Consider the following 26,841-nt stretch of genomic DNA (forward strand, 5'->3'; position numbering starts at 1 on the left):
GAAGCATATGAGTGCGAATTTAAAGCATATCCTTACCTGACAAAAATACTTTATCCATATAATTCAGAAATTTATTAGCACGCAATTACAATCAAAGCTTCACCTCGCTTACGTGCTTCAGATCCTCTGAAGCTCGTAGGCGTTAAATGCGACAAGGTCGTTTTCGGCCCTCTCATAATGTCCGCAAGGCTGGCCATCACTGCGTCGCAGCTTGACCGGGCCGAAGGTTCTCTTGTCGCGCGGTATTCTTGATGGATGAAGGTCGGCAATGCGGACATTCCCGTCATTCGCCTGGCGGTCAGATCTGCGCCGCGATCGCGAACTGTTCTGCTGGAAGGGCGGACAGCTGGCTTACGGCGCTGCCACCTAATCGCACGAGTAAAGGAGCAAAGCTGCCATGTCTTCATCCTGTGGTCCCCCAGCGGTCATATGGATCAGAATAAACCGTTCGCGAAGGGTAGCCGGTCCAAGCCCGATGGTGATCACTTGTCGCAAGAGCCGAGGTCGACAATGGGGAGAGGAAAAGGGCCCGCCCAAGAACATGAACGAGCAGGAGGCCCTGTACAATCATCGGCAAGATGCCAACGAGCCTCGCGGAAACCGGCGTTGAAATATCGACCAGAGAAGGGAACAGACTGATAGAGAAGGCCCCAATGGCCACCAACAGAACGTGCAATATAAAGGTGCCGAACAACATCGTCCTTTGACGAGCGACGGATGATTGCCGTTTGGCAACCACATGCAACCGATGCCCGATCCAGGGGTCCAGCCAGAAAATCATCACTGCCCCTAGCGCAACGCAGAGCAAGCCGAATGGCAGCGTCACGCGCAGAAGCGCACGATGATCCGGGTCAGCATATTCCCCACGCAGTTGCGTAATGTAGGATGTGAAATAGCTGTGCGCCTCTTGGGTGGCTGCGGTCCAGGTGGCCGCTTCGAGCGCAGTCGGACTGCGGGTCAGGGCGGCCCCTAGCGACTGTCTCAGGATGGCCGCGTCTATCTCGTGAACCAGAAGCCCGGCGCGATCATGGGCCTGCTGCGCCGCGAGTATCGGCGCCTCGGCTTGGGCAACCTCTGCCTGCAGGTTTGCGCGTCGGAGTGCGATGTCATCGGCTTCAAATCGATCATTGTCCGGCGCCTGCGGCAGTGCCTCGAGACTGGCACGTGCAGCACGGGCGCGTACACTGCCGGTCCGGATGATCGCTTCGGTCGCGCCTTGCTGGGCGATGAGCTCTTCGCGCATTCGCCTCAGCGTTGCAACCGAGGCACGGCCATTATCGAGAACTCGTTCAACTCGATTAGCAAAGGAAAGCCAACGCGCTTGGGTATCCGTATCGGCGACCTGTGCCAAACTCCCATTTGCAAAGAAAAGCAACAGGACAAACAGCACGCGGCCCAACCACACTTTGAAAACGCGCCGCCCAGCATCCATCAAATAAACCTCCGTACAATTTGTCGAAGTTCGTGGTAGAGATCCGCTCCCAGCTGTTGCGAGGGCGTAGGAGTTCGCATCCCCTCCGTGAGAGCACAGCCAGACGAGGCGAAGCCATTAGCGGCCAAAGCCAAGGAAACGATGATTCCGTTCATCAAAATACCGATAAAATAAAGCTTATCAGAAGCTTTCCGCCTTAGCTCCGTCCTGTCAAGCCCGCGACATCTGGAGACCAAGACAATGCGGAAGCACGCGCTGAATGCACGCGATAGCAAAAGCAAAACCGCTCTAACGGCGGGTGGCGAATGACAGTATTGCGTCGAAATTTCCGGTGCGGCCTGTTTGCACCTGCGAAACGCTGCGCCAGCGGCATACGGTGGTTTGGGTCAAACCGGACCTGCGGCGGCGCGGCGTGTCTTGTTCGACTTGATCGTCTCTAAATGCAGCGAGTGTGCTATGATCGGGGATCGGCAATCTGCCGAGGACGTGGTGGGCGTGGTGGATGGGAGGAACCACTATGCCAACTACAAATCTGCCTGCCATTCGTGCATGTCGCCCAGCTTGGAACAAGGGGCGGATCGTCGGCCAGAAGCGACCGCTTGCACCAAAACACGTATGGGCGATCCGAGTTCGCCTTGAGATCGCGCAGAAAATCCGAGAGCTGGCGCTTTTCAATCTCGCCATCGACAGCAAGTTGCGGGGCTGCGACTTGGTGAAACTAAAGGTCGCTGACGTCTATGCTGCCGGACAGGTCAAGCACCGCGCTTCCATCGTCCAGAGCAAGACGCGTAAGCCGGTAAGCTTCGAGATCACCGAGGGCACGCGAAAGGCTGTCGTGGCTTGGCTCGAGGATCCCTTGATGATCGGATCGGAACATTTGTGGCCAGGCCGCTTCCACGAGCGCCTTCATATTTCCACGAGGCAATACGCTCGTCTGGTGCGTGAATGGGTGACCTCAATCGGCCTAGAGCCGAGCGCATATGGCACCCACTCCATGCGGCGGACCAAGGTGGCGCAGATATACCGCAAAACCGGCAACCTGCGCGCGGTTCAGCTTTTGTTGGGCCATACGAAAATGGATAGCACGGTGCGCTATCTCGGCGTTGAACTCGAAGATGCGCTGACCATCGCAGAGGCGGTAGAAATCTGAAGGCCTTGGGCCGTCGTAACAGACGGCCCACTCCGAACATTTGCAAAGCACAACATAAACGTCCGCTTGCAAAGCATATATCATCATGGCGCGACACCATCCTTGGAGTCGCGGGGCTTTGGCCTTACACTGCCCCAATGCACCCCTTGATAACTCCTCACCCCTCCTTACGATCGACACGGGTCCACGAAGTCTGTGGTCCAGCGGCCTTTGCCTTTGCGGCGCTCTGTGCGGGCACGAATGGGCTCTGGATCAGGGAGGCATGGCTGGCGGATATCGTTTTGCCGCAGGGGATGGAGGCCTACGGGGCACCATCGGACATCCTTCTCGCACGGCCCGACAGCCAGACTGACGCGCTGGCTGTGGCCGAAGAAGCACTGAAGGACGGGGTGGTGCCCTTTGTCGTGCTGGAAATCACCCGCCCGCTGGATCTGCGCGAAGGCCGTAGGCTGCAGCTGGCGGCGAAAGCAGGCGGTACGACGGGGCTATGCATCATTCCCGAGGGTATGGGGTCGAATGCCGCCGAGACCCGTTGGCGCGCGACGCCGGTGTTCGATCCCGCGCAGGAAGACTCGACTCTGATGCACTGGGAAATTATTAAGAACAAATCAGGAACACTTGGAGTCTGGTATGTTCGCTGGGACCCGCAGACGCATCATCTGCATGTGGTTCCCCCGGTTGGCTTCCAACCGGGTTCTGCGGGGCTGCCCGAATGAGGCCCCTTTCGCGCTGATCCGCAAGGAGGGAAATGCCGAGCGCCTTTATTGTCTGAACGAGGCCGCGCAATCGCTGGGCCTGCATCGCGGCATGAGCTTGGCAGATGCCCGCGCGCTTTGCCCCGATCTGCGCATAAAGCCTGCGCGCCCCGATCTGGATGCGCGGTTTCTGGGCGTGCTGCGCCGTTGGGCGATGCGCTATTGCCCATGGGTCGGGCGCGAGGGCGAGGATGGGCTGGTGCTGGATGTGACCGGCTCGACCCATCTTTGGGGCGGCGAAGAGGCCATGCTGGCGGATATGCGCGCGGCCATGGCGCGGGCGGGTGTCGCGCTGCGGCTGGGTCTTGCGGCCACGCGCGGAGCGGCTTGGGCGCGGGCGCATTATGGCGAGGACGAGGATCTGGCGCATCTGCCGGTGGCCGCTCTGCGGGTCGGGGCCGAAACCGTCACCGCGCTGCAACGGCTTGGCCTGCGCACAATCGGCGATCTGCAGGGGGCCACCCGCGCGCCACTGGCCCGCCGTTTCGGGCCGGATCTGCTGTTGCGGCTGGATCAGGCGATGGGCGCGGTGCCCGAGCCTGTCACCCCCGAGCCCGAGCCGCCGCATTACGCCACCCGCATGACCCTGCCCGAACCGATCGGGCTGGTGAGCGATGTGATGGGCGTAACCGAGCGCCTGCTGGAGCCGCTCTGCACCAAGCTTCTGGCACAGCATATGGGCGCGCGGCGGCTGATGCTGACATTGCGCCGCGTCGATCAGGCCAGCCAGCAGGTCGAACTGCGTCTGGCCGCCCCCATGCGCGATGCCGCCCGCATCCTGCCGCTGTTCCAGCGCGGGGTCGATACGGTCGATGCAGGGTTCGGCATCGACATGATGCGGTTGGAAGCCGTGCAGGTCGAACCACTGGCCGTGCAGCAGATCGGCAGTGCAGACCACAGCGCGGACCGGCTGAACGATCTGATCACGCGGATCGGCACACGCATTGGACTGGAGAATATCCAACGTTTCCAACCGACCGACAGCCATATCCCCGAACGCAGCTTTATGACGGTGCCCGCCGCCCATAGCCTGCCCGCCAGCGACTGGCATGTGCCACGCCCACGCCCGATTACCCTATTCCCGCCCGAGCCTATCATGGCCAAAGGGGCAGAGCCGCCCGCGCGCTTCCGCTGGCGGCGGATGACCTTCACGACAGGGCGCGCCACGGGCCCCGAACGGATCGCGCCGGAATGGTGGCGCGAGGATCCGGCTTGGGCCTCGGGGCTGCGCGATTACTGGAAGATCGACACGCGCGAGGGCCGCAGGCTGTGGCTGTTCTACACGCCGCAAAAGCCCGGCTGGTATGTGCAGGGAGAATTCGCATGAGCTATGCCGAACTCTGTGTGACCTCGAATTTTACGTTCCTCACAGGGGCATCCCACCCCGAGGAACTGGTTCTGCGCGCCACCGAACTGGGACTTTCGGCCATTGCGATCACCGACCGCAATTCGCTGGCGGGGGTGGTCCGGGCCTATTCGGCGCTAAAATCGCTGCGCGAGGAACTGACCGAAAGCCTGCGCGTGCGCTCTTCGCATCAGGTCGATAGCTGCTCGCGCCAGGAGGTCGGCCTGCCGCAGGATCTGCCCGTGCCGGAGGTGCCGCGCCTGCCCAAGCTGATCGTGGGGGCGCGGCTGGTGCTGCGCGATTGTCCGGTGGACTGGGTCGCGCTGCCCACCGACCGCGCCGCCTATGAACGGCTGTCGCGCCTTTTGACCTTGGGCAAGCGGCGGGCGGAAAAAGGCGGCTGCGATCTGGATCTGGCCGATCTGGAAACGAGATGTCAGGGGATGATCCTGATCGCGCTGCCGGATGCCGATCTTGCGCCCGAACCTGTGCAAAAGCTGGCGCGGCGCTATCCGGGCTATGTCTTTCTGGGGGCCGCGCCGCGCTATGATGGCTCCGATCAGGCGTGGTTTCGGGCCTGCGCGGCGCAGGCTTTGCGCTGTAACACGCCGATGGTGGCAGTGGGCGATGTGCTGATGCACCGCGCCGCCCGCCGCCCGCTGGCCGATGTGCTGACCTGCCTGCGCGAAGGGATCACCATCGACCGGATCGGCACGCGGGCGCTGCTGAATGGCGAACGCCGCCTGAAGGGCGCGGAAGATATGGCGCGGCTTTACCGCCATCATCCGGCAGCGATCAAACGCACGCTAGAGATCGCGGGGCGCTGCAGTTTCAATCTGTCAGAGCTGCGCTACGACTATCCCGATGAGGGCAGCGATGGCGACCCCCCGCAGGCGCGGCTGGACCGGCTGGCCCGCGAGGGGCTGAAACGCCGCTATCCGCAGGGCGCGAGCGAACGGGTGCATCTGCTGATGGCCAAGGAACTGGGCACTGTGGCGGAACTGGGCTATGCGCCCTATTTCCTGACCGTGCATGATATCGTGGCCGAGGCACGGCGTCGCGGCATCCTGTGTCAGGGACGCGGGTCGGCCGCCAATTCCATCCTGTGCTACCTGCTGGGCATCACCGATGTTTCCCCCGATATGATCGGCATGGTGTTCGAACGCTTCATCTCGCGTCACCGCAAGGAGCCGCCCGATATCGATGTCGATTTCGAGCATGAGCGCCGCGAGGAAATCATCCAGTGGATCTATGACCGCTACGGGCGCGAGCGCGCAGGGCTTTGCGCCACCGTCATCCATTTCCGCACCCGCGCCGCCATCCGCGAGGTGGGCAAGGTCATGGGGCTGTCCCAAGACCTGACCGCGCGGCTGTCGGGTGATATCTGGGGGCAGTCAAATGGTGGGGCGGACTCCGACCGCGTGCGGGCACTGGGGCTTGACCCTTCCGACCGGCGGCTGGGGCTGACGCTGAAGCTGATTGGCGAGATCATCGGCTTTCCGCGTCATCTCAGCCAGCATGTCGGCGGGTTCATCATCACGCAGGGGCGGCTCGATGATCTGTGTCCCATCGAGAATGCCGCGATGGAGGGGCGGACCTGTATCGAATGGGACAAGGATGATATCGACGCGCTTGGCATCCTGAAGGTCGATGTGCTCAGCTTGGGTATGCTGACCTGCCTGCGCAAAAGTTTCGATCTGCTGGCCGAGCATGAGGGGATCCATCACACGCTCGATACCGTGCCGCAGGAAGACAAGCCCACCTATGCCATGCTGACCCGTGCAGACGCGGTGGGGGTGTTTCAGGTGGAAAGCCGCGCGCAGATGAATTTCCTGCCGCGGATGAAGCCTGCGACCTTCTATGATCTGGTGATCGAGGTGGCGATTGTCCGCCCCGGCCCGATTCAGGGCGGCATGGTCAAACCTTATATCCGCCGCCGTCAGGGGCTGGAAGCCCCCGAGCCTTTCGGCCCCGCACTGGAAGCCGTGACTGTCAAAACATTGGGCGTGCCGCTGTTTCAGGAACAGACGATGCAGATCGCGGTGATCGGCGCGGGCTATAGTCCCGAAGAGGCCGACCGGTTGCGCCGCTCGCTGGCCTCCTTCCGGCGGATGGGCACGATCGGCGAGCATCGCGACCGTTTTCTGCGTGGGATGATGGCGCGCGACTATCCAATGCAGGTGGCCGAGGCCTGTTTCGCCCAGATCGAGGGCTTTGCCGATTACGGTTTCCCCGAAAGCCATGCGGCGGCCTTCGCCATGCTGACCTATGTATCGTCTTGGCTGAAATGCCATCATCCGGCGGTCTTCACCTGTGCGCTTCTGAATTCCCAGCCGATGGGGTTTTACGCACCCGCACAGCTTGTGCGTGATGCCCGCGAGCATGGGGTCGAGGTCCGCCCCATCTGCGTCAACCATTCAGGCTGGGACAATAGCCTTGAGCGGCGCAGTGACGGCACACTGGCCCTGCGGCTGGGGTTTCGCCAGATCAAGGGCTTGCGGGCCGAAGACGCGGGCTGGATCGTGGCTGCGCGCGGCAATGGCTATCCCGACCCCGAAGCCCTGTGGCTGCGCGCGGGGATCGCGCCTGCGGTGCTGGAACGTCTGGCCGAGGCCGATGCCTTTGCCGCGATGGGGCTCAACCGCCGCGATGCGCTCTGGGCAGTGAAGGCGATCCGTGCGCCCGCGCCGCTGCCGCTGTTTTCCGATCCGCTGGATGGCGAGGGGTTGCGCGAGCCGGCGGTGGCGCTGCCGCAGATGCACTTGGGCGAGGAGGTGGTCGAGGATTATATCGCCACCCGCCTGACGCTGCGCGCCCATCCGATGGAGCTGTTGCGCCCCGCACTGCCCGGCCTGACCCAGCATAGCGATCTGGTTCACGCGCCCTTGCAGCGCGTCACCGTCTGCGGGCTGGTTATCACCCGCCAGCGCCCCGGCACCTCATCGGGCGTGGTGTTCCTGACGCTCGAAGACGAAACGGCGGTGTGCAATGTGGTGGTCTGGCCCAAGATCTACGCGGCCTTCCGCCATGCGGTGATGGGCGGGCGGCTGTTGCGCGTGACGGGAATGTTACAGCGCGAAGGCATCGTCACCCATGTGATCGCCAGCAGGATCGAGGATATCTCGGCGCGGCTGTCCAACCTTGGCCACCCGATGGGCGCGGTCGTCGGCCAAACCCATCCGCCCGCCGATGACGCCCCCCGCCCGCGCCGCACGGCCCACCACCCCCGCGAACAAGCCAAACGCCTCTTCCCCAGCCGCGATTTCCATTGAAGCCGCCGTTCATGTTCATCGCGGCGAATGTCCGGATAGGGCCGATCGCGTCGATACGGTGTCGCGACCCTCGAAAACAACCTGCCGCACCGCCGTATGACCGCTTCGAGCCCAAAACGTTCATTCAGATGCAAGATCGATAGCACTACGTCTTATCGACAGGGTGTCCGCAGGGTTTCCCTCCACCGTCACGTAGTATACGAGGCGCAGATGCCGGTCCTGATCGACGATCAGCGTTGTATGATCGAATGCAACCTGACCTCGGTCTGGCATCTCGAAACTGCGACGCCCCTCACATTGGCCCTGCACGTCATGGTCGCGCCACAGGCGACGAAAGGTGCGGGACGCCGTTTGCAAATGATCTGCCAAGTCTTGCATGTCGCTCCGGTGATGTCCGGCAGCATAGTCACGTCGGAAGCTGGCGACGATCTGGGCCGCTTGCCGGGGCCAGTCCTGCACGCGACAGCTCAGCCGTTCATCTGCGAAATACATCCAGAGCATGTTCCGCTGGCCCTTCGGGTAGTCCGAGAACCCGAACAGGCCGTCGCCCGCGGCATTCCATCCGATCACGTCCCAGCGAAGGTTCATCACGAATGCAGGTCGCTGCGTCAAGTCGTCCAGAAGCACCCGGATCAACGGCGGCATCTCGCACCATGTATCTGCCGGGGCCGAGGGCGGACGGTTCTGCGCAAGAAGGTACAGGTGCTGGCGTTCTTCGGGGCTCATCCGAAGGGCGCGCGCGACGCTGTCGAGAAGATGAGCAGAAACACGGATGTCTCGTCCCTGCTCCAGCCACGTATACCAGCTCAGGCCGATCCCCGCGACGGTCGCGACCTCCTCGCGCCGCAGGCCGGGGGTGCGGCGGCGTGGACTGCGCGGCAGGCCGACCTCCTCAGGCTGTACGCTGGCGCGTTTGCGGCGCAGGAAATCCGCCAGATCCTGACGAGTACGGAATAGACGGGTGTTCATGGTGCTGCCAGTAATAGGATAACTTCCCCCATAGTAACAGAATGAGAGGTGCGCGAAAAGACGTCATGATCTCGAAGAAGGAGTTGACATGACGACCGAACCCGCCCCTCGCCACCTTGGCATGCTCCCGCTTTTCGCCCTTTTGCTTGGTGGCTTCATCACCGTCTTCGATCTGTTCGTGGTGAACGTCGCGTTGCCGTTCCGCCTATCTCTTGTGGATGGCATGCGGGCTGCTTCGAGGCGGTGGCGGAAACCCTGCGGACAGTGACCCCAGGATTCCCGGCTTCTGGTCCGGGGTCATGGTGCAGGGGCTTAACCCGAAAGCCTGGCTTGCGGTGTTCTCATCACTCTCAACCTTCGTGTTGCCTTTAGAGGACCGCACCAGCGGAATGGCCGTTTTCACGATCCTGTATGGTGCGATCTGCTGGTTGTCCCTCGCAGGTTGGGCATGGGGCGGAGCTCGGATCGGACAAAGCCAGATGCGTGTGTTCAACGGCATCATGGCACTGATCCTCGCTTTGTCGGTTACGTGGATGCTGGTGCAAGCCGTACCCTAACTGTCCGCTTTGTCCGCTCTACCTACATCGGGCCGCCGGGTCATGCTGCACAGCGCTGCGAACGGCCGGTTCGGTGAACTGCATCGCCGCGTAGGCTGGCCCGATGAAGGTCCGGAGAGGGGCATCTCTCCCGGGCAGCCAAACTCACCTCGGCGGCCAGCACACTACGCCGCCGCAAGTCCGTTCAGAGCCCAAACTGACCTGAACCTGCCAAGCGGATTTTGCACATGCAGCGATGCGCTCAGTTTTTTGATCGGCTCAGAGCTGCTGTCTTTTAGAAATGTACCGCGTTGCCGTGCGCTATTCTGAAAATAGTGTTTTGCGATATAGGCTTTTCTCGTGATGGCTCACTCAAGACTGTCCGACATCGACGGTCCTGTAGATCTAATTGTGCTGTTCGGGGCCGCCATTTTTGTCCATACCGTACATTCCCTGATCTGGCCGCTCAGTTGGGCGAATGAGCGAGCACTGGGCCAGGGCATGGCCCATGGCCGGGCCAGTGGAACCTTGGAAGAAGTGGCTCAGAGGCCGCGCCGCCAGCTCTTCGGTGAATTGCCACTTCGCCGTTTAAAGGCGGCGACGAAAGCCGAAGGGCTTGAATAGCCGAGCCAGTTGGCCAGATCCGTACTGCTCCTACCGGACTGCAAACCCTCGATCGCCAGGAAGAAGCGTAGCCGGTCACGCCATTCGCGCCAGTTGAGGCCGGTTTCCTTTTGGAACAGACGCGAGAGAGTGCGTTCGCTGGTGCCGATATTGGCGGCCAGCCTGCCGAGATTGCTCGTCTCGGCAGGGCTAACCAGCAGGCGTGTCATTACCTGAGCCAGACGGGGGTCGCCGCTGCCAGGCAAGGCAAAGTCCGGACGCTCGAGCCGGGCTAGTTCATCCAGAGCGGCCCAGCAGAGACGCCGCCACTCGGCCGGACGGCGCAAGGCGGCCCCCCCATCGATTAGCATCAACCGACGACCGATCCCCCGAATGAGCGGGGAGGCATGCAGCACCGTTGGTCGATCGGGCATCGCCAGACGCGCCGCGAATCTCGGAGCAATGAGAAAGGCTTGGTATTCCAGATCCGCGATCAGCGAGGCCTTGGTGGAGGTGCCGGATGGGATCCAGATGCCATGGCGATCTGGAATGAACCATCGGTCCAGGTCGGCCTCGATGCGCATCATCCCATCGTAACTGAACAAGGCGCGGGGCCAAGCTTCTGGAGCGATGCGGGGCACGGCTTCGGTCATGGCTAAGGCTCCGGACCAAGCCCGGAGGGGAAGATTGGGATTTGGCAGAAATTCGATATCTTTTGTCATTTTGTCGTTATATGTCGAACACGCTGAACAGGATAGGCCTGCTGAAAACGGAGGGCCGCAATGTTTCGCGCCAAAGAGAGTATTCTTGCTATCGTTATTCTGATCGCTGGTTGGAGCCTTGTTGCCCTGCCGATGGGCATGACCGGCAATCAGGGACTGGTCGCCGCCATCGTCCTAGTCACTCTGGTCCTCTGGGGGACGGGGCTTGTCCCAGGCTACGTGGCATCGACCTTCCTGTTTAGCACGCTCATCCTAACAGGAGCTGCAGCGCCACAACTGGTTTTCTCCAGCTTTGCCTCCTCGGCTATCTGGCTGGTGGTCACGGGTTTCGTCATCGGTGCCGCGATTAGTCACGGAGGCCTCGGGGCACGTCTAGGTGACCTAGCGCGGCCCTATTTGTCGCGCAGTTACACGGCGCTGATCGCAGGCCTTATGGTTCTAGGGATGGCGCTCGGCTTCGTAATGCCGTCGTCACTTGGCCGCGCGGCGGTCCTCGTGCCGATCGGCATGGCTCTGGCTGATGCCCTTGGCCTTGAAAAGGGCACCGCGGGCCGCACTGGGGTCGCGATCACAATCGCCATCGGAACCAACATGCCAAGCTTCGCGATCCTGCCCTCCAATATTCCCAACGTGATCCTCGCCGGCGTAGCCGAGGCAAGCCTTGGTACTCATTTCGGCTACGGCCGTTACTTGCTGTTGCATTACCCCGTATTGGGTCTGCTGAAATCCGTTGCAATCGTCGCGCTGGTGCTGAAGTTCTTTCCGGCCCGGATCACCCAAGGAGACGCACCACATACTGTGACGTCAGCTGCCGCTGGCCGCCAAGCCGCACTGATCGCTATCTTTCTGGTCACGCTGCTGCTGTGGTCGACCGATCAGCTACACGGGCTAAATCCCGCTTGGATCGGCCTGGGAACTTCACTCGTCCTGATGATTCCACAATTTGGCTTCGTGCCACCTCCCGTCTTTCGCACGTCGGTGGATTTCTCCATGCTACTCTTCGTGGCGGGAGCGCTGACGCTTGGGACAGTGGTGAATGCTAGCGGTCTTGGCGCGCTGATTGCTGGCGGTGTCTTTGATGCGCTTCCCTTCGAGGAAGGAGCCGATTTCCTGAATTTTGTATCTCTGTGCCTGTTGTCAGTAGTTACGTCAATTTTTACCACCATGGCGGGTGTGCCGGCAGTCCTGACGCCACTGGTCCCACAACTCGCGAAGGCGACGGGTCTTTCGCAGGAGGCAGTGTTGATGACTCAGGTCATTGGCTTCTCCAGCGTTCTCTTCCCTTACCAGGTCGGCCCACTGATTGTCGCCATGGGTCTTGCAGGAGAAAGCACCCGCCCGCTCCTTAAGGTGACGTTGGCGCTTTTCGCTATCACCGCCCTGATACTCATTCCCGTAGATTTCCTTTGGTGGAAATTTCTGGGCGTATTATAAGATAGGCTCCCGCCTTTAATGCATTCTTGAACGACCGTAATTGCGTTCTGCGCTGCGGCACGAAGCGTTTCTTGCTGCGACTACGAACCGTATCATGCTGTATTTGTACGTGCTGATCCCCTAATGACCGGAAAGTCCGCATTGCTGGCCATGGCCTGCCCAACTATGCTGCGCTGTGTGACGAATGGCCGGTCCAAGGAAGCTGCTCTGCAGCGGAGCCAGCTTGGCGAATGTCCGGAGAGGGCCGAAGACGTCGATACAGTGGTGCGGCCCTCGTGATGGTGCTGCCGCATGTCTGGTTTGAGCCCTTAACCGCCCTTCAATCTCAAAGCTGGATCGCAAAGCGGGGAGGATGGGCATCCCTACGCTCGAACCCCAATTTTTCATAGAACGCTTGTGTCTTGTGGTTATCTGGATGGGTGCCGACCGTCATGTAACTGCAAGACAGGGCGCGTGCCATGATCTTACAGGCGTTCACGAGGCTATGCCCAATGCCTTGCCTCCGGAGCGAGGCTTCGGTGAATAAGTGATGCATGTCCATCCCGCGCAATCCGAACTGAAGTCGGGTCAGTTGGCAAAGGGCGGCATAGCCGACCAGTTCACCATCTGATTCCGCGACAAGGACATACAGCCATGGATTTTCTCCTGAAATGTCCCGGATAAGGTCGTCTACCGTCAGGGTTGGCGTATCCCCATGATGATTGGCGAGCTTTCCGGCCATCTCGACAATGCGCTCTGCGTCGCTTTGCCGAGCAAAGCGGACCAGTCCGAAATCGGTTGTTAGGGGTAAATGGCTCTTTAGTATTACTGGCTCCTTGTCGCCGTAGGAGCCAACTATCTGCCACCATACGGCGACAGCATGTTCATGTGCACCGCGCTCAGATGAGGTGGCAATAATAGGTTACGAAGCGAGTGGCTTTCATCCTCATGCAGGGTTCGTCGCAACAATTCGGCCACATGTCAACGACCGCTTCGTCCGCAGCCGCCCTACCGGGGGGCTGGCGCGGCGCTAGGCACGGGGAACCGAGGTCGTGACTGCGGCCCCCGCGGCCACGCGCGTCGCTCAGGGGATCAGATCGTCTGGCCGCCCGACACTTCGATACGCTGAGCCGTGACCCAGCGATTTTCATCGCACAGAAGGCTTGCGATCATTGGACCAATGTCGTCCGGCACCCCTACGCGGCCAAGCGCCGTCATTCCGGCGAACTGCGCGTTCACCTCGGCATTGTCACGCACCAGCCCTCCACCGAAATCCGTTTCGATCGCGCCAGGCGCGACCGTGTTCACCGCGATACCCCGTGCGCCAAACTCCCGCGCCATGTAGACCGTCAGCATCTCGACCGCCGCCTTCGCCGCCGAATAGGCTGCGAACCCGGGGAAGGAGACCCGCGTCAGGCCGGACGAGAAGTTCACGATCCGCCCGCCACCGGCCAGAAGCGGCAGAAGGGTCTGGGTGAGGAAGAAGACGCCTTTCACATGAACCGCGAACAATCCATCGAACTGCGCTTCGGTGGTTTCCTCGATCTCGGCGAACTCGCCATGCCCGGCATTGTTGATCAGGTGATCGAATCTGTCACGCCCCCAGATGGTGTGCAGTTCAGCGCGCAGGTCCTTGGCGAAGGCCTGAAAACTTGCGATGTCGGCCACGTCGAGGCGCATCGCCACGGCCTGGCGCCCCATCTCGCGGATCAGGGCAACGACCTCCTGCGCCTGCGCGGCGTCCGATCGATAGGTGACGATGACGTCGCCGCCGCTCGCGGCGATGGCGAGCGCGGTGTTGCGACCGAGGCCGCGATTTGCGCCGGTGACGAGAGAGATCTTGGTCATGGGACTATCCTTTCAGGGTGTCTTGTGGTCTCCCTGAGATAGGGGAACGCCGACGCCTGATTTTGCCCGTTCCTCGTCAAATCTTGCCTATTCCCATTTCCTTCTTCCATGGCAAGCTCGGATGAGCCATGAATAACTTCATGAACATTGCCCAAAACATTCCACCGCTTGCCAAGTTGCTTGTCCATTGCCGCCGGTTCGCCGACGCCAATGCCGGGCCCGACGGGGTCGCGCCGACCACGGTGCGGGGCCTGACCGTGGTGCGCGCCCTGCATCCCGGCGAACTGCTGATTGCCGTCCAGAAGCCCGTGATCGCCATGCTTCTTCAGGGGGGCAAGCGCGTGACAACACTGGGCGCGTCCTTCGAATACGCGCCGGGAGAGGCAATGGTGGTCGCAGCGGATATCCCCACCGTCAGCAGGATCACCCGCGCCAGTATCGCGGCACCCTACTATGCGCTCGTGCTCGAGCTTGATCCCGTGATCCTGAGCGCGTTCAGCCCGACGGTCTCCGTGCCGTCGGCGGAAGCCCGGCCCGTCAGGGTCGAGCCGATCGGCACGGAGGTTATCGACGCCTCCCTCCGCCTTGCACGACTGCTGGATCGGCCTCAGGCCCTGGCTGTGCTCGGAGAGGGCCTGCTGCGGGAGCTGCACTACTGGCTCCTGATGGGAGTTCACGGCCCGGCCATAGCTGCTCTCGGCGCACCGGACAGCCACACGGCCCGGATTGCGCGCGCGGTCGACATCCTGCGGCGGGACTACGCCCGTGCGATCAGGACAGGGGAACTCGCCGAGGCCGCTGCGATGAGCGAGCCCGCGTTCCACAAGCACTTTCGCGCCATCACGACCCTGTCGCCGCTCCAGTTCCAGAAACAACTTCGTCTCATCGAAGCGCGGCGGCTCATGCTGGCAGAGGGCGCGAGGATCGCGGAGGCAACTCACTCAGTCGGCTATGCTAGCGTGACGCATTTCACCCGGGACTACGCCCGACTGTTCGGTGCGCCTCCCGGAAAGGATATACGCAAAGCAACTGCCGTCGCCTGAGCGCTTGGCAAGCTCCCCTGTGCATGAAATGAGCGGCAGCTTCGTCCCGCATTGCCGACCTTCATCCATCAAGAATACCGCGCGACAAGAGAACCTTCGGCCCGGTCAAGCTGCGACGCAGTGATGGCCAGCCTTGCGGACATTATGAGAGGGCCGAAAACGACCTTGTCGCATTTAACGCCTACGAGCTTCAGAGGATCTGAAGCACGTAAGCGAGGTGAAGCTTTGATTGTAATTGCGTGCTAATAAATTTCTGAATTATATGGATAAAGTATTTTTGTCAGGTAAGGATATGCTTTAAATTCGCACTCATATGCTTCAAATTACACACACTAAACGGCGTTAGTGGTGCTTTTCCCCGTTCACCCAGACAGATGCGATGGCGCGGTCGTCGCCCATCATGATGGTGGCGAAAAGGGCTTCCGTGAAGCTGTCCGCGCGGGACATGCGTTGACGGATGGCGGGGGTGGAGGCCAGATCCACCACGATCAGGTCCGCCTCCAGCCCAACAGCGATATTCCCCACACGATCATCGATCTTCAAACTGCGCGCGGAGCCTTGGGTCGCCAGCCACCACAGGAATGCCGGATGCAGCGGCGTTCCCCGCAGCTGGCCGATCTCGTAGGCTGCAGCCATCGTGCGTAGCATGGAAAAGCTCGACCCGCCGCCCGTGTCGGTCGCAAGACCTACGCGGGTGCGACCCACCATGCCCGCCATATCGAACAGCCCCGAGCCGATGAAGGTATTCGAGGTCGGGCAATGGGCGATCCCGGCATTCAGCTCGGACAACCTGTCGATCTCGCGCGGCTCCAGATGGATCGCATGGCCATAGAGACCGTTTTCACCCAATAGCCCAAAGGCCTCGTAAGTGTCGAGATAATCGCGGGCCTGCGGGAAAAGCGATCTGACCCAGGCGATCTCGTCGGTCTGCTCGGAAAGATGGGTCTGCATCAGGCAGTCGGGATGTTCGGCCCATAGATCCCCCAGAGCGCGCAGCTGGTCTGGCGTGGATGTGGGCGAGAACCGCGGGGTGATCACATAAGACAGCCGGTCCACCCCATGCCATTTGTGCAAAAGCGCCTTGCTGTCATCATAGGCCGATTGGGCGCTGTCGCGCAGCCCCTCGGGGGCGTTGCGGTCCATACAGGTCTTGCCGCCCATCGCGCGCAGACCACGCCTTTGTGCCGCCGTGAAAAAAGCGTCGACGCTTGCCGGATGGACGGTACAGAAGCTGCACATGCTTGTCGTGCCATTGGCCAGCGCCAGATCCATATAGGTCTCGGCAATCGTCTTGGCATAGAGCGGATCGGCCAGTCGCATTTCCTCCGGAAAGGTATAGGCGTTGAGCCAGTCGATCAGCCGCTTTCCCCAGCTGGCAATGATCGCGGTTTGCGGAAAATGCACATGGGCGTCGATGAACCCTGCCGAAATCAGTTTGTCCCCGTAGTCGTGCAGGCGCGCCTGCGGCCAGGCGCGCTTCACATCTTCGGCAGGGCCGACTGCCACGATCCGACCGTCCTTTACAACGACGGCACCTTGGGTCAAATGCTCCATCCCGAACGCCTGATCTGTCATGGGGATGTCACAAAAACGGATCACCTGTCCCAACAGAAGATCGACCATCACCATTCCTTTCCGCTCGCAAAAGACGCACCATCTTAGGCATGAGCGAAAACGGGATACCAGCCTCTTCTGCCCGCCCAGCGGATAGGCTAGTTTGAATACCGAGTTGCGGGCCAATAAAATCCAAGGGGGCCGGATGGCAGAAGATCTGATCGAGGACCAAGAGCGCGAAGAGCAGGATTACCGGCTGGATGGCGAGCTGGTCGAGACGATCCTGCAGGCCGTGGAAGACGAGGACGCAGAGGCGCTCAAACGCCTGCTGGAGCCTTTGCACGCCGCAGATATCGCTGACCTTCTCGAACAGATCTCGGGGAATGAACGCCGCGGGATCCTGCGCCTCTGGGGCCGCGAGATCGACGGGGAGATCCTGACCGAGATCGACGAATCGATCCGCGAGGAAGTGCTGTCGAGCCTCGAGCCCGAGGTTCTGGCCGAGGCAGTCCGCGAGCTTGATTCCGATGACGTGGTCGACCTGATCGAGGATCTCGAAGAACCGCAGCAGGAAGCGATTCTCGACATCCTCGATGACCGTGACCGGATCGCGGTCGAGAAATCGCTGACCTATCCCGAATATTCTGCCGGTCGTCTGATGCAGCGCGAGGTGGTCACCGCCCCCGAGCATTGGACCGTGGGCGAGACCATCGACTATCTGCGCTCGTCGGAATGGTTGCCGGACCAGTTCTACCACGTCATTCTGGTGGACCCCGCACATCACCCGCTGGCCAATGTCACGCTGGGGCGCATTCTGTCGGCGCCGCGCGATTCCGGCCTCAGGGATATTGCCGAGGAAGAGTTCCGCACGATCTCCGTCTATCAGGAGGAAGGGGATGTGGCCTATGCCTTCAACCAGTACCACCTGATCTCCTGTCCCGTGGTCGACGAGAATGACCGCCTTGTCGGCGTGATCACCATCGACGACGCCATGTCCGTGCTGGATGAGGAACACGAGGAAGACATCCTGCGTCTGGCGGGTGTGGGGGATGAATCCTCGCTTTCCGACACCGTTCTGGAAACCCTGCGCCAGCGGTTGCCGTGGCTGATGGTGAACCTGCTGACCGCCATTCTGGCCTCGCTGGTGATCTCGGTCTTTGAAGGCACGATCCAGAAAATCGTCGCCTTGGCGGTGCTGATGCCGATTGTCGCCTCGATGGGCGGCAATGCGGGCACGCAGACACTAACCGTGGCCGTGCGGGCGCTGGCAACCAAAAGCCTGACCGATAGCAACGTCTGGCGTGTGGTCAGGCGGGAAACTATTGTGGGGTTGCTCAACGGGCTGGCCTTCGCGCTTGTCATGGGGATCGTCGCATGGGTCTGGTTTGACGGGGCCACGCTTGGCGCGGTGATTGCCATTGCGATGGTCATCAATCTGGTGGTGGCGGCGGTTGCCGGCATTCTGGTGCCGCTGGCGCTGGAGAAACTCGGGGCCGACCCTGCACTGGCCTCGGGGACCTTCGTGACGACCGTCACCGATGTCGTGGGGTTTTTCGCCTTTCTGGGCCTTGCGGGGACTATGCTTTTATGAGCTCGGGCGAGGACAAGCAGGCCGCGCGCAAAGCCGCCTTCGCCGCCCGCAAGGCCGCCTTCGCCACGCAGGGGCTGGCGCTGCAGGCCAATGCCCGCCTGAGCGAGGTCCTGCGCCGCTATGCGGGTCAGATCGTGGCGGGATACATGCCGATCCGCACCGAGCTTGACCCCCGCCCTGCCCTGCTGCGCCATGACGGCCCGCTCTGCCTGCCCGTGGTCGAAGCCGAGGCCCGACCACTGTCCTTCCGACCCTGGTCGGCGGAAGCCGAGATGATCCCCGGCGCATTCGGCGCGGCCATTCCCGCCGCTACGGCGACGGTCTGCCCGCAGGTGGTCGTGGTGCCGCTTCTGGCTTTCGACCGCCGCGGCTTCCGGCTGGGGTATGGCGGCGGGTTTTACGACCGTACCCTTGAGGGCCTGCGCCAGCGCGGCCCCGTCACGGTGATCGGTTTCGCCTTTGCCGCGCAGGAAATGGCGCGGGTTCCCGTCGAGGCCACCGACCAGCCGCTGGACCTGATGGTGACCGAAACCGGCGTTTTCGGTCCTTTCCCCACCCGCTCCGAGGCGCCGTAACGCCAAAAATCGGGGGAAACGGGTGAAAACATTTGCCCTTTCACGCCCGACCCCCTAAGGCAGGACCCCATGAAAATACTCTTTCTTGGCGATGTAATGGGCCGCGCGGGGCGCACGGCAATCAGCGAGCGTCTTGCGGGTCTGCGCGAGGCGTGGAAGCTGGATTTTGTCGTGGTCAACGGCGAGAACTCCTCGAACGGGATGGGGCTCTCGGCGGATCATGCCAAGCTTTTGCTGAATGCGGGTGCCGATGTGGTGACGCTGGGCGATCATGCCTTCGACCAGAAGGACATGATGCCGTTCATCGCGCAGGAAAAACGGGTGATCCGCCCACTCAATTTCGCCAAGGATGCCCCCGGTGCAGGAGCGCGGCTGTTTGAGGATCGTCGTGGCCGCAAGATCCTTGTGGCGCAGGTGCTGGGACAGGTCTTCATGAAGCGCCCCTTCGACGACCCCTTCTCCGCTGTCGAAAAGGTACTGAAATCCTATCCTCTGGGCGGTCAGGCACAGGCGATCTTGCTGGATGTCCATTGCGAGGCAACCTCGGAGAAGATGGCGATGGGGCATTTCTGCGATGGCAAGGCCAGCATGGTTGTGGGCACCCATACCCATGTGCCCACCGCCGATGCCATGATCCTGCCCGCAGGCACCGCCTATCTGACCGATGCGGGTATGTGCGGCGATTACAACTCGGTGATCGGCATGGAAAAAGCCGAGCCCATGCGCCGCTTCATCACCGGCATGGCACGGGACCGATTCACCCCTGCCAAGGGCGAGGCCTCCCTTTCGGGGTTCTTCGTCGAAACCGATGACCGCACGGGGCTGGCCAAACGCTGCCAGCCGGTGCGGGTGGGCGGACGTCTTCCCGAACAGACGCCGATTTGAGCGGATCCGGTTGCCTTTTGCTCCGTTGCGGCGGAAAGGCTCCTGATTTTCAAACTCTGCTTGTGCCGCGTCCCGTGCTGATTAGTATCCGCCCGAAGACGCTTGAAAAATTCTTGGGGTCATGATGATCGATCTGCCGCTTTCCGATACGGTGCGGGCCATTTTGCCGCTGCTGATCGTGGTCTGGATGTTCGTCATGTTCATCCGCGAAACGCGCCCGCCCGAGGTGATCGCGATTGCGGGTGCGGCGCTGATGGTCATCTTTGGCTTCGAGCCCGTGAAACAGGCCACCGAAAGCCTGTCGAACTCGGCACCTTGGACCATTGCCTTCATGTTCCTGATCATGGGCGCGCTGGTGCGCACAGGCGCGCTGGATGCGATGACCCGCTATGCCGAGACCCATATCTCGAAGCGCCCCGTCTTCACGGTCGGGCTGATGTTTGCCATCACCGCCGTCGCATCCGGGGTGATGAACAACACCCCCGTCGTGGCGGTGATGATCCCCGTCTTCATTCAGGTGGCGCGCAAACTGGGCAAGTCGCCCTCGAAATTCCTTTTGCCGCTCAGTTACTTCACCGTCATGGGCGGCATGCTGACGCTTCTGGGCACCTCGACAAACATCCTCGTTGACGGGGTCGCGCGGCGCAGCGGACTGGAGCCTTTCGGCGTGCTGGAGATCCTGCCGGTCGGGATCGCGGTGCTTGTGGCAGGCTCGCTCTTCATGGCGCTGACCACCAGATTCCTGCTGCCCGAGCGCCAGTCGATGGCCTTCCTGCTGGGCCAGCGCCCGAAGATGAAATATTTCACCGAGGTGGCCATCCCCGAGGACAGCTCGCTTCTGGGCACGCCGGTTCTGGAGGTGGATGCCTTCAAACGCGAGGGCGTGCGCGTGGTGGATGTGCTGCGCGGCGATGCCTCGCTGCGCCGCGATCTGCCCAATGCCGTTCTGGAACAGGGCGACCGCGTGGTCTTGCGCACCGAGATGACCGAGCTGCTGGGCATGCAGAAAAACCCCGATCTGCGGATGATCGACAAGCTGAGTTCGGTACAGACCGAAACCGTCGAGGTGCTGATTTCGCCCGGTTGCCGGATGATCGGGCGGTCCTTGGGCGAGCTGCGCCTGCGCCGCCGCTACGGGGTCTATGTTCTGGCCGCCCACCGCCGCAACCAGAATATCGGGCGCCAGCTGGATGATCTGGTGGTTGTCGTGGGCGACACGCTGCTTCTGGAAGGCGCGCCGGAAGACATTGCGCGTCTGGCCTCGGATATGGATCTGGTGGATGTCTCCAAGCCCACCGCCAAAGCCTATCGCCGCAGCCATATGCCGCTGGCGATCGGGGCGCTGCTGGGCGTTGTCGGGCTGGCCGCCTTTGACATCGCCCCGATTCTGGTGCTGGCGGGCGTGGCCGTGGCCATCATTCTGGTCAGCAAATGCATTGATGCCGATGAAGCCTTCACCTTTGTCGACGGGCGCCTTCTGGCCATGATCTTCTCGATGCTGATCGTGGGTGACGCGCTTGAGGCTTCGGGATCGGTGAAACTGCTGGTCGATTATATCTCGCCCTGGCTGACCCATCTGCCGCCCTTCGCCACCCTCATGGCGGTGTATTTCATCGGGCTGGTGATGACGGAATTCCTGTCCAACAACGCCGTGGCCGTGATCTATGCCCCGATCGCCATCAGCTTGGCCCATTCGTTGGGCTATGACCCCCGCCCCTTCGCCATCGCGGTAATGTTTTCGGCATCGGTGGCCTTTGCGACGCCGATCGGCTATCAGACCCATATGATGGTCTACGGGCCGGGTGGCTACCGTTTCAACGACTTCCTGCGTCTGGGGATTCCGCTGGATATTGTCACCGGCCTGACCGCTTGCCTGATTATTCCTTTGATCTGGCCGCTTTGATTCACTTCGGGAGAACGTCCCATGAAATATCTGATTGGTCTGGGGCTGGCTCTCGGCCTCGCCGCCTGTGCCCAAACCGGCTGGAAGGCCAACCCGCAAGGCGTCACGCTGCATGGCGAACAGCTTGCGGTAAGCTTTTTCAACGGCGAGGTGTGCCGCGTGACTATGGGTGGCGCGCATTCGGGAACATTGTCCAACTGTTCCAACCCGTTGCACTACGAGGTCCGGATCGAGAGCCACCCGCTTGTGCCCGCAGCCTCGGCGATCTTGCAGACGCAATCCACTGTGGTCCTGTCTAATGGCGCGGGCCGCACCTGGACCTTCCACACCCCCTCGCTGCGCGACACCACAGGCGACAATGTCGACCCGCCAATGGCGCTGCACTAAGCGTTTTCGCGCGGCATCTTGCAGATTGGGCGCTGTCTGTCCTATATCAGCGCCAAATTATATGAACATCTGACGGAGAAGACGGCTCATGGCAGGCCATTCAAAATGGGCAAACATCCAGCACCGTAAAGGCAAGCAGGATGCCATCCGCTCGAAAATGTTTTCGAAGCTTTCGAAAGAGATCACCGTGGCCGCAAAGATGGGCGACCCTGATCCCGAGAAAAACCCGCGTCTGCGTCTGGCGGTAAAAGCCGCCAAGTCGCAATCGATGCCGAAGGACGTGATCGACCGCGCGATCAAGAAATCGCAGGTGGGTGACGGCGATGAATATACCGAGATCCGCTATGAAGGCTACGGCCCCGAGGGGATCGCGGTAATCGTCGAGGCGTTGACCGACAACCTCAACCGCACCGCCTCGAACGTGCGTTCGACCTTCACCAAATGCGGCGGCAATCTGGGCACCAGCGGCTCGGTGAGCTTCATGTTCGACCGCCTCGGCGAGATCATCTATGACGCCTCCGTAGGCGATGCCGATACCGTCATGATGGCGGCCATCGAAGCGGGTGCGGAAGATGTGGAATCCGACGAGGAAGGCCACTGGATCTACTGCCCGATGGAAGATCTGTCCACGGTGACCGACGCGCTGGAAAAGGAACTGGGCGAGGCAAAAGAAGCCAAGCTGATCTGGAAGCCGCAAAACCGCACCGAGGTCAATCTCGAGACCGCGCAGAAGCTGATGAAGCTGATCGACACGCTGGAAGACGATGATGACGTGCAAAACGTCACCGCCAATTTCGACGTGCCGGAAGACGTGGCCGCCCAACTGTAAATGAGGCCCTTCCGCCTGAATTCTAACGGCTACCGGATTGCTTCCGGTAGCCGTTTGTTTTTTGAAGCAGGGAAGGCACGGCGTGACGCCTGCCACGCCTCTGTGCCGTTCAGGAACGGGACAGACCCGCGCCACGCTGTGCCCCTGTCGCAGGGCGGGTTCCCAACCAGACGCTGAGCAGCACCACACACGCCCCCGCCCATTGTGCCGCTGACAGCGTTTCCTGCCGCAGCTGCCAGCCCAGCAAGACCGCCGTGAGCGGGCTGAGAAAGCCCAGCCCTGTTACCGCCGCAGGCCCCAGGCGTTCGATCCCGCGAAACCAGAAAAAGTAGCTTAGCGCCGCCCCTGCAAGGCTCAACCAGAGAAAGCCCGCAATCGCCCCCGCCCCGAGCGCGGGAAGCGCGGGCTCGGCCAGAAGGGCGAAGGGCAGCAGCAATATCCCCCCGGCCGTCAGTTGCCACGAGGTGAAGGTCAGCGCCGATACGTCGGGGTGCCATTTGCGCGTCAGCACCACCCCCGCGGCCATAGAGACAGCTCCCAGCAAGGCCGCGCCCATTCCGACCGGATCGAAATCCGCCCCCGGCCCCAGTACCAGAAGGCCCACGCCCCCCAATCCTGTCAGCGCGGCAAGAATTCCACGCTGCGAGAGCGGAACCTGCAGCATAAAGCGGGCCAGAACCAGCACGATCAACGGCTGCACCGCCCCCAATGTGGCGGCCACCCCGCCCGGCAGGCGATAGGCCGCCACAAACAGCGCGCCCCAGAACAGCGCAAAGTTCAACGCCCCCAAGATCAGCAGGCGCCCGAGCCAGCGCCTTGGGGGCCATTGCCGGGTCAGCGCCATCAGCAAAAGCCCCGCAGGCAGCGCGCGCAAAGCGGCATCGGTGAGCGGATAGCCTGCGGGCAAAAGCCCGGTGGTGACAATATAGGTGCTGCCCCAGATCACCGGCGCAAGGGCGGTCAGCAGCATATCGGTCTTGGCGGACATTGGTTTCTCCATCTATCTTGATGTCGAGATAAATGAGAGAAACTTGACGTCAAGATAAAAACCGCCTATCCGCTGTTTTATGGATCAAGTCGACACTATTCTCGCCCAGTGGCACCAAGAGCGCCCCGATCTTGATGTCGGGCCGATGGGGATCTTCGGCAGGCTCAAACGGCTGACCGATCACCTGTCCCAAGAGATGGCACAGCTGTTCAGACAGCATGACCTGACGGCGGCGAGCTTTGATGTTCTGGCGACATTGCGCCGCGCGGGGCCGCCCTATGCGCTGAGCCCTTCGGCATTGATTTCCTGGACGATGGTGACCTCGGGCACGATGACCAACCGGCTGGACCGGCTGGAAGCCGGCGGGCTGATCGAGCGGCGCAGCAACCCCGAGGACGGGCGCGGCTCGGTTGTGGCGCTGACCGATATGGGCTTCCGGCTGATCGATCAGGTGGTGACCGAGCATGTGGCCAACCAGCACCGCCTGATCAACGATCTCCCGCCGCCCCTGCGGGCTGCGATGGACGAGGCGCTGCGCGCATGGCTGGCCCGGATCGATCCCCCCAAAGGAGAGCCCCCCGTCACCCCAGCACCTCCCGCATGACCTCGTAGATCTGCGGGTCCTGCATCTGCGTCACATTGAACCGCATGAAACGGCTGGCCGAATGCGATGGGCTGAACACATTGCCCGGTGCCAGCATCAGGTTTTTCTGCATCGCGCCTTGGGCAAAATCGCCCGTATCGATGCCGTCGGGAAAACGGCACCACAGGTAGAACCCGCCGCGCGGCAGAACCCAAGGGGTAATCCCCAATCCGGCCAGCCGCGATACAGCGGTTTTACGGGCCCCATTCAGGCGGCGATGCAGATCGGCAATATATCTGCGATACCCGCCCCCTGCCAGCACGCTGGACAGCAGCTCTGTGGTCACAGGGCTTGGCCCGCCAAAGCTGGTGGCCACCTGCAAATCGACCAACGCCTCGATCCAGTCCGCGCGCCCCGCGATATAGCCGCAGCGCATCGAGGCCGAAAGCGTCTTGGAAAAGCCGCCAATCCTCAGCACCCGCTCCAGCCCGTCCAGAACGGCAAGGCGCGGTGTCGGGTCGGGATCAAGATCCACAAAGGTGTCGTCCTCGACGATGGTCAGATCATGCGCCGCAGCCAACCCCAGCACGCGATGGGCCACCGTCGGGGCAAGCGTGGCCCCTGTAGGATTATGCAGCGCGGAATTGGTCAGATACAGGCGCGGCGCATGGGCCAGCGCCGCCTCGAAAGCCACAAGGTCGGGCCCGTCCCGCGTATAGGGCACGCCGAGCACCTCCACCTGATGGGCCCGCAAAAGGGCACGGAAGTTGAAATATCCCGGATCATCCACCAGCACCGTATCCCCCGGACGCAGCAGCAACCGGCAGATCAGGTCCATAGCCTGCGACGCCGATGCCGTCAGCATCAGTTGATCTGGCGTCGCCTGCAGGTTCTCTGCCGCAAATCGGCCCAGCAGGCAGCGCCGTAATGCCGGAGAGCCGCGCGCAGTGGCGTAATTGGTCAGCACCGTCGTCTCGGCCTTGGCAAGCTGGCGCAAGCCCCGCCGCAGTGCCTCATGCGGCATCCAGTCCTCGGGCAGCCAGCCACAGCCCGGTTGCAAGCTGCCGGCCCGCGCATCCATCGACTGGCGCGACACCCAGAACGGATCGACAGCGCGTGCCTTGGGCGTTGTGGCCGTGCCCAGCGTCCTCAGTGCGGGCGGGCTTTCGGCCACGTAAAACCCCGCCCCGCGCCGAGCACGGATCACCCCTTCTGCCGCGAGACGGTCATAGGCCTCGACCACGGTTGACGGCGAGACCTTCATCTGTTCGGCAAACCGGCGGATCGAGGGCATACGGTCCCCCGGCCCCAAGGCACGCGCCGCGATCCTGTCGCGCAGGGCCTCGATAAGGCGCTCGGTCTTGGTGCCCGCCATAGGATGCTCCTTCAAACTGTATGCCCCGCTGATCCAGTACAGTTTGACAGAATTGTACTGGACTGTGCCTGTCTATATCGCCGGACAGGCATTACCCAGCCCAAAAGGAGACCAAGCTATGGATCAAAGACTTCGGGGCTGGAACAAAGGGTGGGGCAGCGGCTGTCTGGGCATGCTGATCTTTAGCGGCTCGCTACCGGCCACACGACTGGCCGTGGCGGATTTCTCGCCGCTTTTCCTGACGGCAATCCGTGCGTTGATCGCGGCGGCGCTGGCCCTTGTCTGCCTGACGGTCCTGCGCCAGAAACGCCCTGCGGCACGCGATCTGGTAGGGCTGGCCGTGGTGGCCCTCGGGGTTGTCGTGGGGTTTCCCCTGCTATCGGCCTTGGCGTTGCAATCGATCACCGCTGCCAGATCAGCGGTATTCATCGGGCTTTTACCACTGGCCACCGCGCTTTTTGCCGTGCTGCTGGAAGGCGAGCGTCCGCGCGCCCGTTTCTGGCTGTTTTCGCTGGCAGGGGCGGCAAGCGTGTCCGGCTTTGCCCTGACACATAGCACAAGCGGTGCCCTGCGCGGCGATCTGCTGATGTGCGCGGCAATCCTGATCTGCGGACTGGGCTATGCCAAGGGGGCAAGCCTGTCGCGCCATCTGGGCGGCTGGCAGGTCATCTCATGGGCGCTGGTGCTGGCCGCCCCCGTGACGGGCCTGCTGGCCACCGCCACATGGCCTGCCGCCGGATTGCGCGGGGTCTCGCCTGCGGCATGGGCAGGGTTGGGCTATGTGGCCATATTCAGCATGCTGGTGGGGTTTGTCTTCTGGTATCGCGGATTGGCCCTCGGAGGGATTGCCCGCGTCGGGCAGCTACAGCTTCTGCAACCTTTCTTCGGCCTCCTGCTGGCGGCGCTCTTCCTGCGGGAACCGGTTGTCTGGCCGATGCTGGCCTGCACGGGCCTGACCGTACTCTGCGTCGCCGGTGCCCGCCGCTTTGCCTGAGCGCATGAAAACCGCCTCAGGCGCGGCAGGGCCTTTGGTCGCCACAGCCATAAGCAGACAGTGAGGACGCCCGCCCGTTCTGCGCGCAT

General features: G+C 61.9%; 25 protein-coding genes. 17 read left to right on the top strand and 8 right to left on the bottom strand.

Annotated features, from left to right (window positions below; all coding sequences use genetic code 11):
* Positions 1-403: 403 nt before the first annotated feature.
* Positions 404-1,435 (bottom strand): hypothetical protein, encoded by a 1,032-nt coding sequence (locus RPE78_RS02185; protein WP_406721111.1) that lies wholly within the window; start codon positions 1,433-1,435, stop codon positions 404-406.
* A 514-nt stretch (positions 1,436-1,949) separates the two neighbouring features.
* On the opposite strand from RPE78_RS02185, the gene RPE78_RS02190 reads away from it, so the two are divergent.
* The 4 genes from RPE78_RS02190 (at position 1,950) to RPE78_RS02205 (ending at position 7,954) form a co-directional block, all read left to right on the top strand.
* Positions 1,950-2,582 (top strand): tyrosine-type recombinase/integrase, encoded by a 633-nt coding sequence (locus RPE78_RS02190; RefSeq protein ID WP_406721112.1) that lies wholly within the window; start codon positions 1,950-1,952, stop codon positions 2,580-2,582.
* Positions 2,583-2,719: 137 nt separating this feature from the next.
* Positions 2,720-3,298 carry an ImuA family protein gene (locus RPE78_RS02195; protein ID WP_406721113.1) on the top strand — a complete coding sequence of 193 codons (579 nt, stop codon included), beginning with the start codon at positions 2,720-2,722 and terminating at the stop codon, positions 3,296-3,298.
* The gene (locus RPE78_RS02200; RefSeq protein ID WP_406721114.1) at positions 3,213-4,664 is read left to right on the top strand and encodes a Y-family DNA polymerase; all 1,452 of its coding nucleotides are present in this window, start codon (positions 3,213-3,215) and stop codon (positions 4,662-4,664) included. The genes RPE78_RS02195 and RPE78_RS02200 overlap by 86 nt, the downstream gene beginning before the upstream one ends.
* Positions 4,661-7,954 (top strand): error-prone DNA polymerase, encoded by a 3,294-nt coding sequence (locus RPE78_RS02205; RefSeq protein ID WP_406721115.1) that lies wholly within the window; start codon positions 4,661-4,663, stop codon positions 7,952-7,954. Before RPE78_RS02200 ends, RPE78_RS02205 begins: the two co-directional genes overlap by 4 nt.
* A gap of 120 nt (positions 7,955-8,074) precedes the next feature.
* On the opposite strand, the gene RPE78_RS02210 is transcribed toward RPE78_RS02205, so the two are convergent.
* Positions 8,075-8,923, bottom strand: a complete 849-nt coding sequence (locus RPE78_RS02210) for a helix-turn-helix transcriptional regulator (RefSeq protein WP_330647118.1) — start codon at positions 8,921-8,923, stop codon at positions 8,075-8,077.
* A gap of 88 nt (positions 8,924-9,011) precedes the next feature.
* Here RPE78_RS02210 and RPE78_RS02215 point away from each other — a divergent pair, with 88 nt between their 5' ends.
* Both RPE78_RS02215 and RPE78_RS02220 read left to right on the top strand, forming a co-directional pair.
* Positions 9,012-9,191, top strand: a complete 180-nt coding sequence (locus tag RPE78_RS02215) for a hypothetical protein (protein WP_406721684.1) — start codon at positions 9,012-9,014, stop codon at positions 9,189-9,191.
* A complete protein-coding gene (locus RPE78_RS02220; RefSeq protein ID WP_406721680.1) occupies positions 9,142-9,480 on the top strand; it encodes a LysE family translocator in 339 nt (112 codons plus the stop codon). Before RPE78_RS02215 ends, RPE78_RS02220 begins: the two co-directional genes overlap by 50 nt.
* Before the next feature lie 521 nt (positions 9,481-10,001).
* On the opposite strand, the gene RPE78_RS02225 is transcribed toward RPE78_RS02220, so the two are convergent.
* Complete coding sequence (locus tag RPE78_RS02225; RefSeq protein ID WP_406721116.1) at positions 10,002-10,715, bottom strand: helix-turn-helix domain-containing protein; 714 nt, start codon at positions 10,713-10,715, stop codon at positions 10,002-10,004.
* A 129-nt stretch (positions 10,716-10,844) separates the two neighbouring features.
* Between RPE78_RS02225 and RPE78_RS02230 the strand changes: the two genes are divergently transcribed.
* Positions 10,845-12,218, top strand: a complete 1,374-nt coding sequence (locus RPE78_RS02230) for an SLC13 family permease (protein WP_406721117.1) — start codon at positions 10,845-10,847, stop codon at positions 12,216-12,218.
* Positions 12,219-12,341: 123 nt separating this feature from the next.
* Positions 12,342-12,497 (top strand): hypothetical protein, encoded by a 156-nt coding sequence (locus RPE78_RS02235; protein WP_406721118.1) that lies wholly within the window; start codon positions 12,342-12,344, stop codon positions 12,495-12,497.
* Positions 12,498-12,543: 46 nt separating this feature from the next.
* On the opposite strand, the gene RPE78_RS02240 is transcribed toward RPE78_RS02235, so the two are convergent.
* Positions 12,544-13,116: an N-acetyltransferase family protein gene (locus RPE78_RS02240; RefSeq protein WP_406721681.1), complete on the bottom strand. Its 573-nt coding sequence runs from the start codon at positions 13,114-13,116 to the stop codon at positions 12,544-12,546.
* A gap of 173 nt (positions 13,117-13,289) precedes the next feature.
* Positions 13,290-14,045, bottom strand: a complete 756-nt coding sequence (locus RPE78_RS02245) for an SDR family NAD(P)-dependent oxidoreductase (protein ID WP_406721119.1) — start codon at positions 14,043-14,045, stop codon at positions 13,290-13,292.
* A 128-nt stretch (positions 14,046-14,173) separates the two neighbouring features.
* Between RPE78_RS02245 and RPE78_RS02250 the strand changes: the two genes are divergently transcribed.
* Positions 14,174-15,088 carry an AraC family transcriptional regulator N-terminal domain-containing protein gene (locus RPE78_RS02250; RefSeq protein WP_406721120.1) on the top strand — a complete coding sequence of 305 codons (915 nt, stop codon included), beginning with the start codon at positions 14,174-14,176 and terminating at the stop codon, positions 15,086-15,088.
* Between the two features lie 342 nt (positions 15,089-15,430).
* On the opposite strand, the gene guaD is transcribed toward RPE78_RS02250, so the two are convergent.
* The gene (gene guaD / locus RPE78_RS02255) at positions 15,431-16,711 is read right to left on the bottom strand and encodes a guanine deaminase (protein ID WP_406721121.1); all 1,281 of its coding nucleotides are present in this window, start codon (positions 16,709-16,711) and stop codon (positions 15,431-15,433) included.
* A 136-nt stretch (positions 16,712-16,847) separates the two neighbouring features.
* Between guaD and mgtE the strand changes: the two genes are divergently transcribed.
* The 6 genes from mgtE to RPE78_RS02285 all read left to right on the top strand — a co-directional run bounded on the left by mgtE (position 16,848) and on the right by RPE78_RS02285 (position 22,812).
* Complete coding sequence (mgtE, locus tag RPE78_RS02260; protein WP_339107877.1) at positions 16,848-18,233, top strand: magnesium transporter; 1,386 nt, start codon at positions 16,848-16,850, stop codon at positions 18,231-18,233.
* On the top strand, positions 18,230-18,808 hold the full coding sequence (locus tag RPE78_RS02265) for a 5-formyltetrahydrofolate cyclo-ligase (RefSeq protein WP_406721122.1): 579 nt from the start codon (positions 18,230-18,232) through the stop codon (positions 18,806-18,808). The genes mgtE and RPE78_RS02265 overlap by 4 nt, the downstream gene beginning before the upstream one ends.
* Positions 18,809-18,877: 69 nt before the next feature.
* Positions 18,878-19,693, top strand: a complete 816-nt coding sequence (locus RPE78_RS02270) for a TIGR00282 family metallophosphoesterase (RefSeq protein ID WP_339107879.1) — start codon at positions 18,878-18,880, stop codon at positions 19,691-19,693.
* A gap of 124 nt (positions 19,694-19,817) precedes the next feature.
* Positions 19,818-21,596 carry an SLC13 family permease gene (locus RPE78_RS02275; RefSeq protein WP_339109532.1) on the top strand — a complete coding sequence of 593 codons (1,779 nt, stop codon included), beginning with the start codon at positions 19,818-19,820 and terminating at the stop codon, positions 21,594-21,596.
* Positions 21,597-21,617: 21 nt separating this feature from the next.
* Positions 21,618-21,983: a hypothetical protein gene (locus RPE78_RS02280; protein ID WP_339107880.1), complete on the top strand. Its 366-nt coding sequence runs from the start codon at positions 21,618-21,620 to the stop codon at positions 21,981-21,983.
* 88 nt (positions 21,984-22,071) lie between these two features.
* The gene (locus tag RPE78_RS02285) at positions 22,072-22,812 is read left to right on the top strand and encodes a YebC/PmpR family DNA-binding transcriptional regulator (protein ID WP_339107881.1); all 741 of its coding nucleotides are present in this window, start codon (positions 22,072-22,074) and stop codon (positions 22,810-22,812) included.
* A 109-nt stretch (positions 22,813-22,921) separates the two neighbouring features.
* Here RPE78_RS02285 and RPE78_RS02290 read toward each other — a convergent pair whose 3' ends face one another.
* Positions 22,922-23,800 (bottom strand): EamA family transporter, encoded by an 879-nt coding sequence (locus RPE78_RS02290; protein WP_406721123.1) that lies wholly within the window; start codon positions 23,798-23,800, stop codon positions 22,922-22,924.
* Between the two features lie 79 nt (positions 23,801-23,879).
* On the opposite strand from RPE78_RS02290, the gene RPE78_RS02295 reads away from it, so the two are divergent.
* Positions 23,880-24,404: a MarR family winged helix-turn-helix transcriptional regulator gene (locus tag RPE78_RS02295; protein ID WP_406721124.1), complete on the top strand. Its 525-nt coding sequence runs from the start codon at positions 23,880-23,882 to the stop codon at positions 24,402-24,404.
* Here RPE78_RS02295 and RPE78_RS02300 read toward each other — a convergent pair.
* On the bottom strand, positions 24,382-25,758 hold the full coding sequence (locus RPE78_RS02300; RefSeq protein ID WP_406721125.1) for a PLP-dependent aminotransferase family protein: 1,377 nt from the start codon (positions 25,756-25,758) through the stop codon (positions 24,382-24,384). The two genes, RPE78_RS02295 and RPE78_RS02300, sit on opposite strands and share 23 nt — an antisense overlap.
* Positions 25,759-25,876: 118 nt before the next feature.
* Between RPE78_RS02300 and RPE78_RS02305 the strand changes: the two genes are divergently transcribed.
* A complete protein-coding gene (locus RPE78_RS02305) occupies positions 25,877-26,752 on the top strand; it encodes a DMT family transporter (protein ID WP_406721126.1) in 876 nt (291 codons plus the stop codon).
* The last annotated feature ends 89 nt before the right edge of the window (positions 26,753-26,841 follow it).

This window comes from Thioclava litoralis (assembly GCF_045278885.1).
GTDB classification, from domain to species: domain Bacteria; phylum Pseudomonadota; class Alphaproteobacteria; order Rhodobacterales; family Rhodobacteraceae; genus Thioclava; species Thioclava litoralis.

Coding starts and splice junctions, on each gene's coding strand:
- RPE78_RS02250 (WP_406721120.1), top strand. CDS start 14,174: ATGAATAACTTCATGAACATTGCCCAAAACATTCCACCGCTTGCCAAG.
- RPE78_RS02285 (WP_339107881.1), top strand. CDS start 22,072: ATGGCAGGCCATTCAAAATGGGCAAACATCCAGCACCGTAAAGGCAAG.
- RPE78_RS02195 (WP_406721113.1), top strand. CDS start 2,720: ATGCACCCCTTGATAACTCCTCACCCCTCCTTACGATCGACACGGGTC.
- RPE78_RS02210 (WP_330647118.1), bottom strand. CDS start 8,923: ATGAACACCCGTCTATTCCGTACTCGTCAGGATCTGGCGGATTTCCTG.
- RPE78_RS02275 (WP_339109532.1), top strand. CDS start 19,818: ATGATCGATCTGCCGCTTTCCGATACGGTGCGGGCCATTTTGCCGCTG.
- RPE78_RS02290 (WP_406721123.1), bottom strand. CDS start 23,800: ATGTCCGCCAAGACCGATATGCTGCTGACCGCCCTTGCGCCGGTGATC.
- RPE78_RS02215 (WP_406721684.1), top strand. CDS start 9,012: ATGACGACCGAACCCGCCCCTCGCCACCTTGGCATGCTCCCGCTTTTC.
- RPE78_RS02235 (WP_406721118.1), top strand. CDS start 12,342: ATGACCGGAAAGTCCGCATTGCTGGCCATGGCCTGCCCAACTATGCTG.
- RPE78_RS02200 (WP_406721114.1), top strand. CDS start 3,213: ATGTTCGCTGGGACCCGCAGACGCATCATCTGCATGTGGTTCCCCCGG.
- RPE78_RS02300 (WP_406721125.1), bottom strand. CDS start 25,758: ATGGCGGGCACCAAGACCGAGCGCCTTATCGAGGCCCTGCGCGACAGG.
- RPE78_RS02245 (WP_406721119.1), bottom strand. CDS start 14,045: ATGACCAAGATCTCTCTCGTCACCGGCGCAAATCGCGGCCTCGGTCGC.
- RPE78_RS02295 (WP_406721124.1), top strand. CDS start 23,880: ATGGATCAAGTCGACACTATTCTCGCCCAGTGGCACCAAGAGCGCCCC.
- RPE78_RS02305 (WP_406721126.1), top strand. CDS start 25,877: ATGGATCAAAGACTTCGGGGCTGGAACAAAGGGTGGGGCAGCGGCTGT.
- RPE78_RS02190 (WP_406721112.1), top strand. CDS start 1,950: ATGCCAACTACAAATCTGCCTGCCATTCGTGCATGTCGCCCAGCTTGG.
- RPE78_RS02265 (WP_406721122.1), top strand. CDS start 18,230: ATGAGCTCGGGCGAGGACAAGCAGGCCGCGCGCAAAGCCGCCTTCGCC.
- guaD (WP_406721121.1), bottom strand. CDS start 16,711: ATGGTCGATCTTCTGTTGGGACAGGTGATCCGTTTTTGTGACATCCCC.
- RPE78_RS02205 (WP_406721115.1), top strand. CDS start 4,661: ATGAGCTATGCCGAACTCTGTGTGACCTCGAATTTTACGTTCCTCACA.
- mgtE (WP_339107877.1), top strand. CDS start 16,848: ATGGCAGAAGATCTGATCGAGGACCAAGAGCGCGAAGAGCAGGATTAC.
- RPE78_RS02225 (WP_406721116.1), bottom strand. CDS start 10,715: ATGACCGAAGCCGTGCCCCGCATCGCTCCAGAAGCTTGGCCCCGCGCC.
- RPE78_RS02220 (WP_406721680.1), top strand. CDS start 9,142: ATGGCATGCGGGCTGCTTCGAGGCGGTGGCGGAAACCCTGCGGACAGT.
- RPE78_RS02280 (WP_339107880.1), top strand. CDS start 21,618: ATGAAATATCTGATTGGTCTGGGGCTGGCTCTCGGCCTCGCCGCCTGT.
- RPE78_RS02270 (WP_339107879.1), top strand. CDS start 18,878: ATGAAAATACTCTTTCTTGGCGATGTAATGGGCCGCGCGGGGCGCACG.
- RPE78_RS02230 (WP_406721117.1), top strand. CDS start 10,845: ATGTTTCGCGCCAAAGAGAGTATTCTTGCTATCGTTATTCTGATCGCT.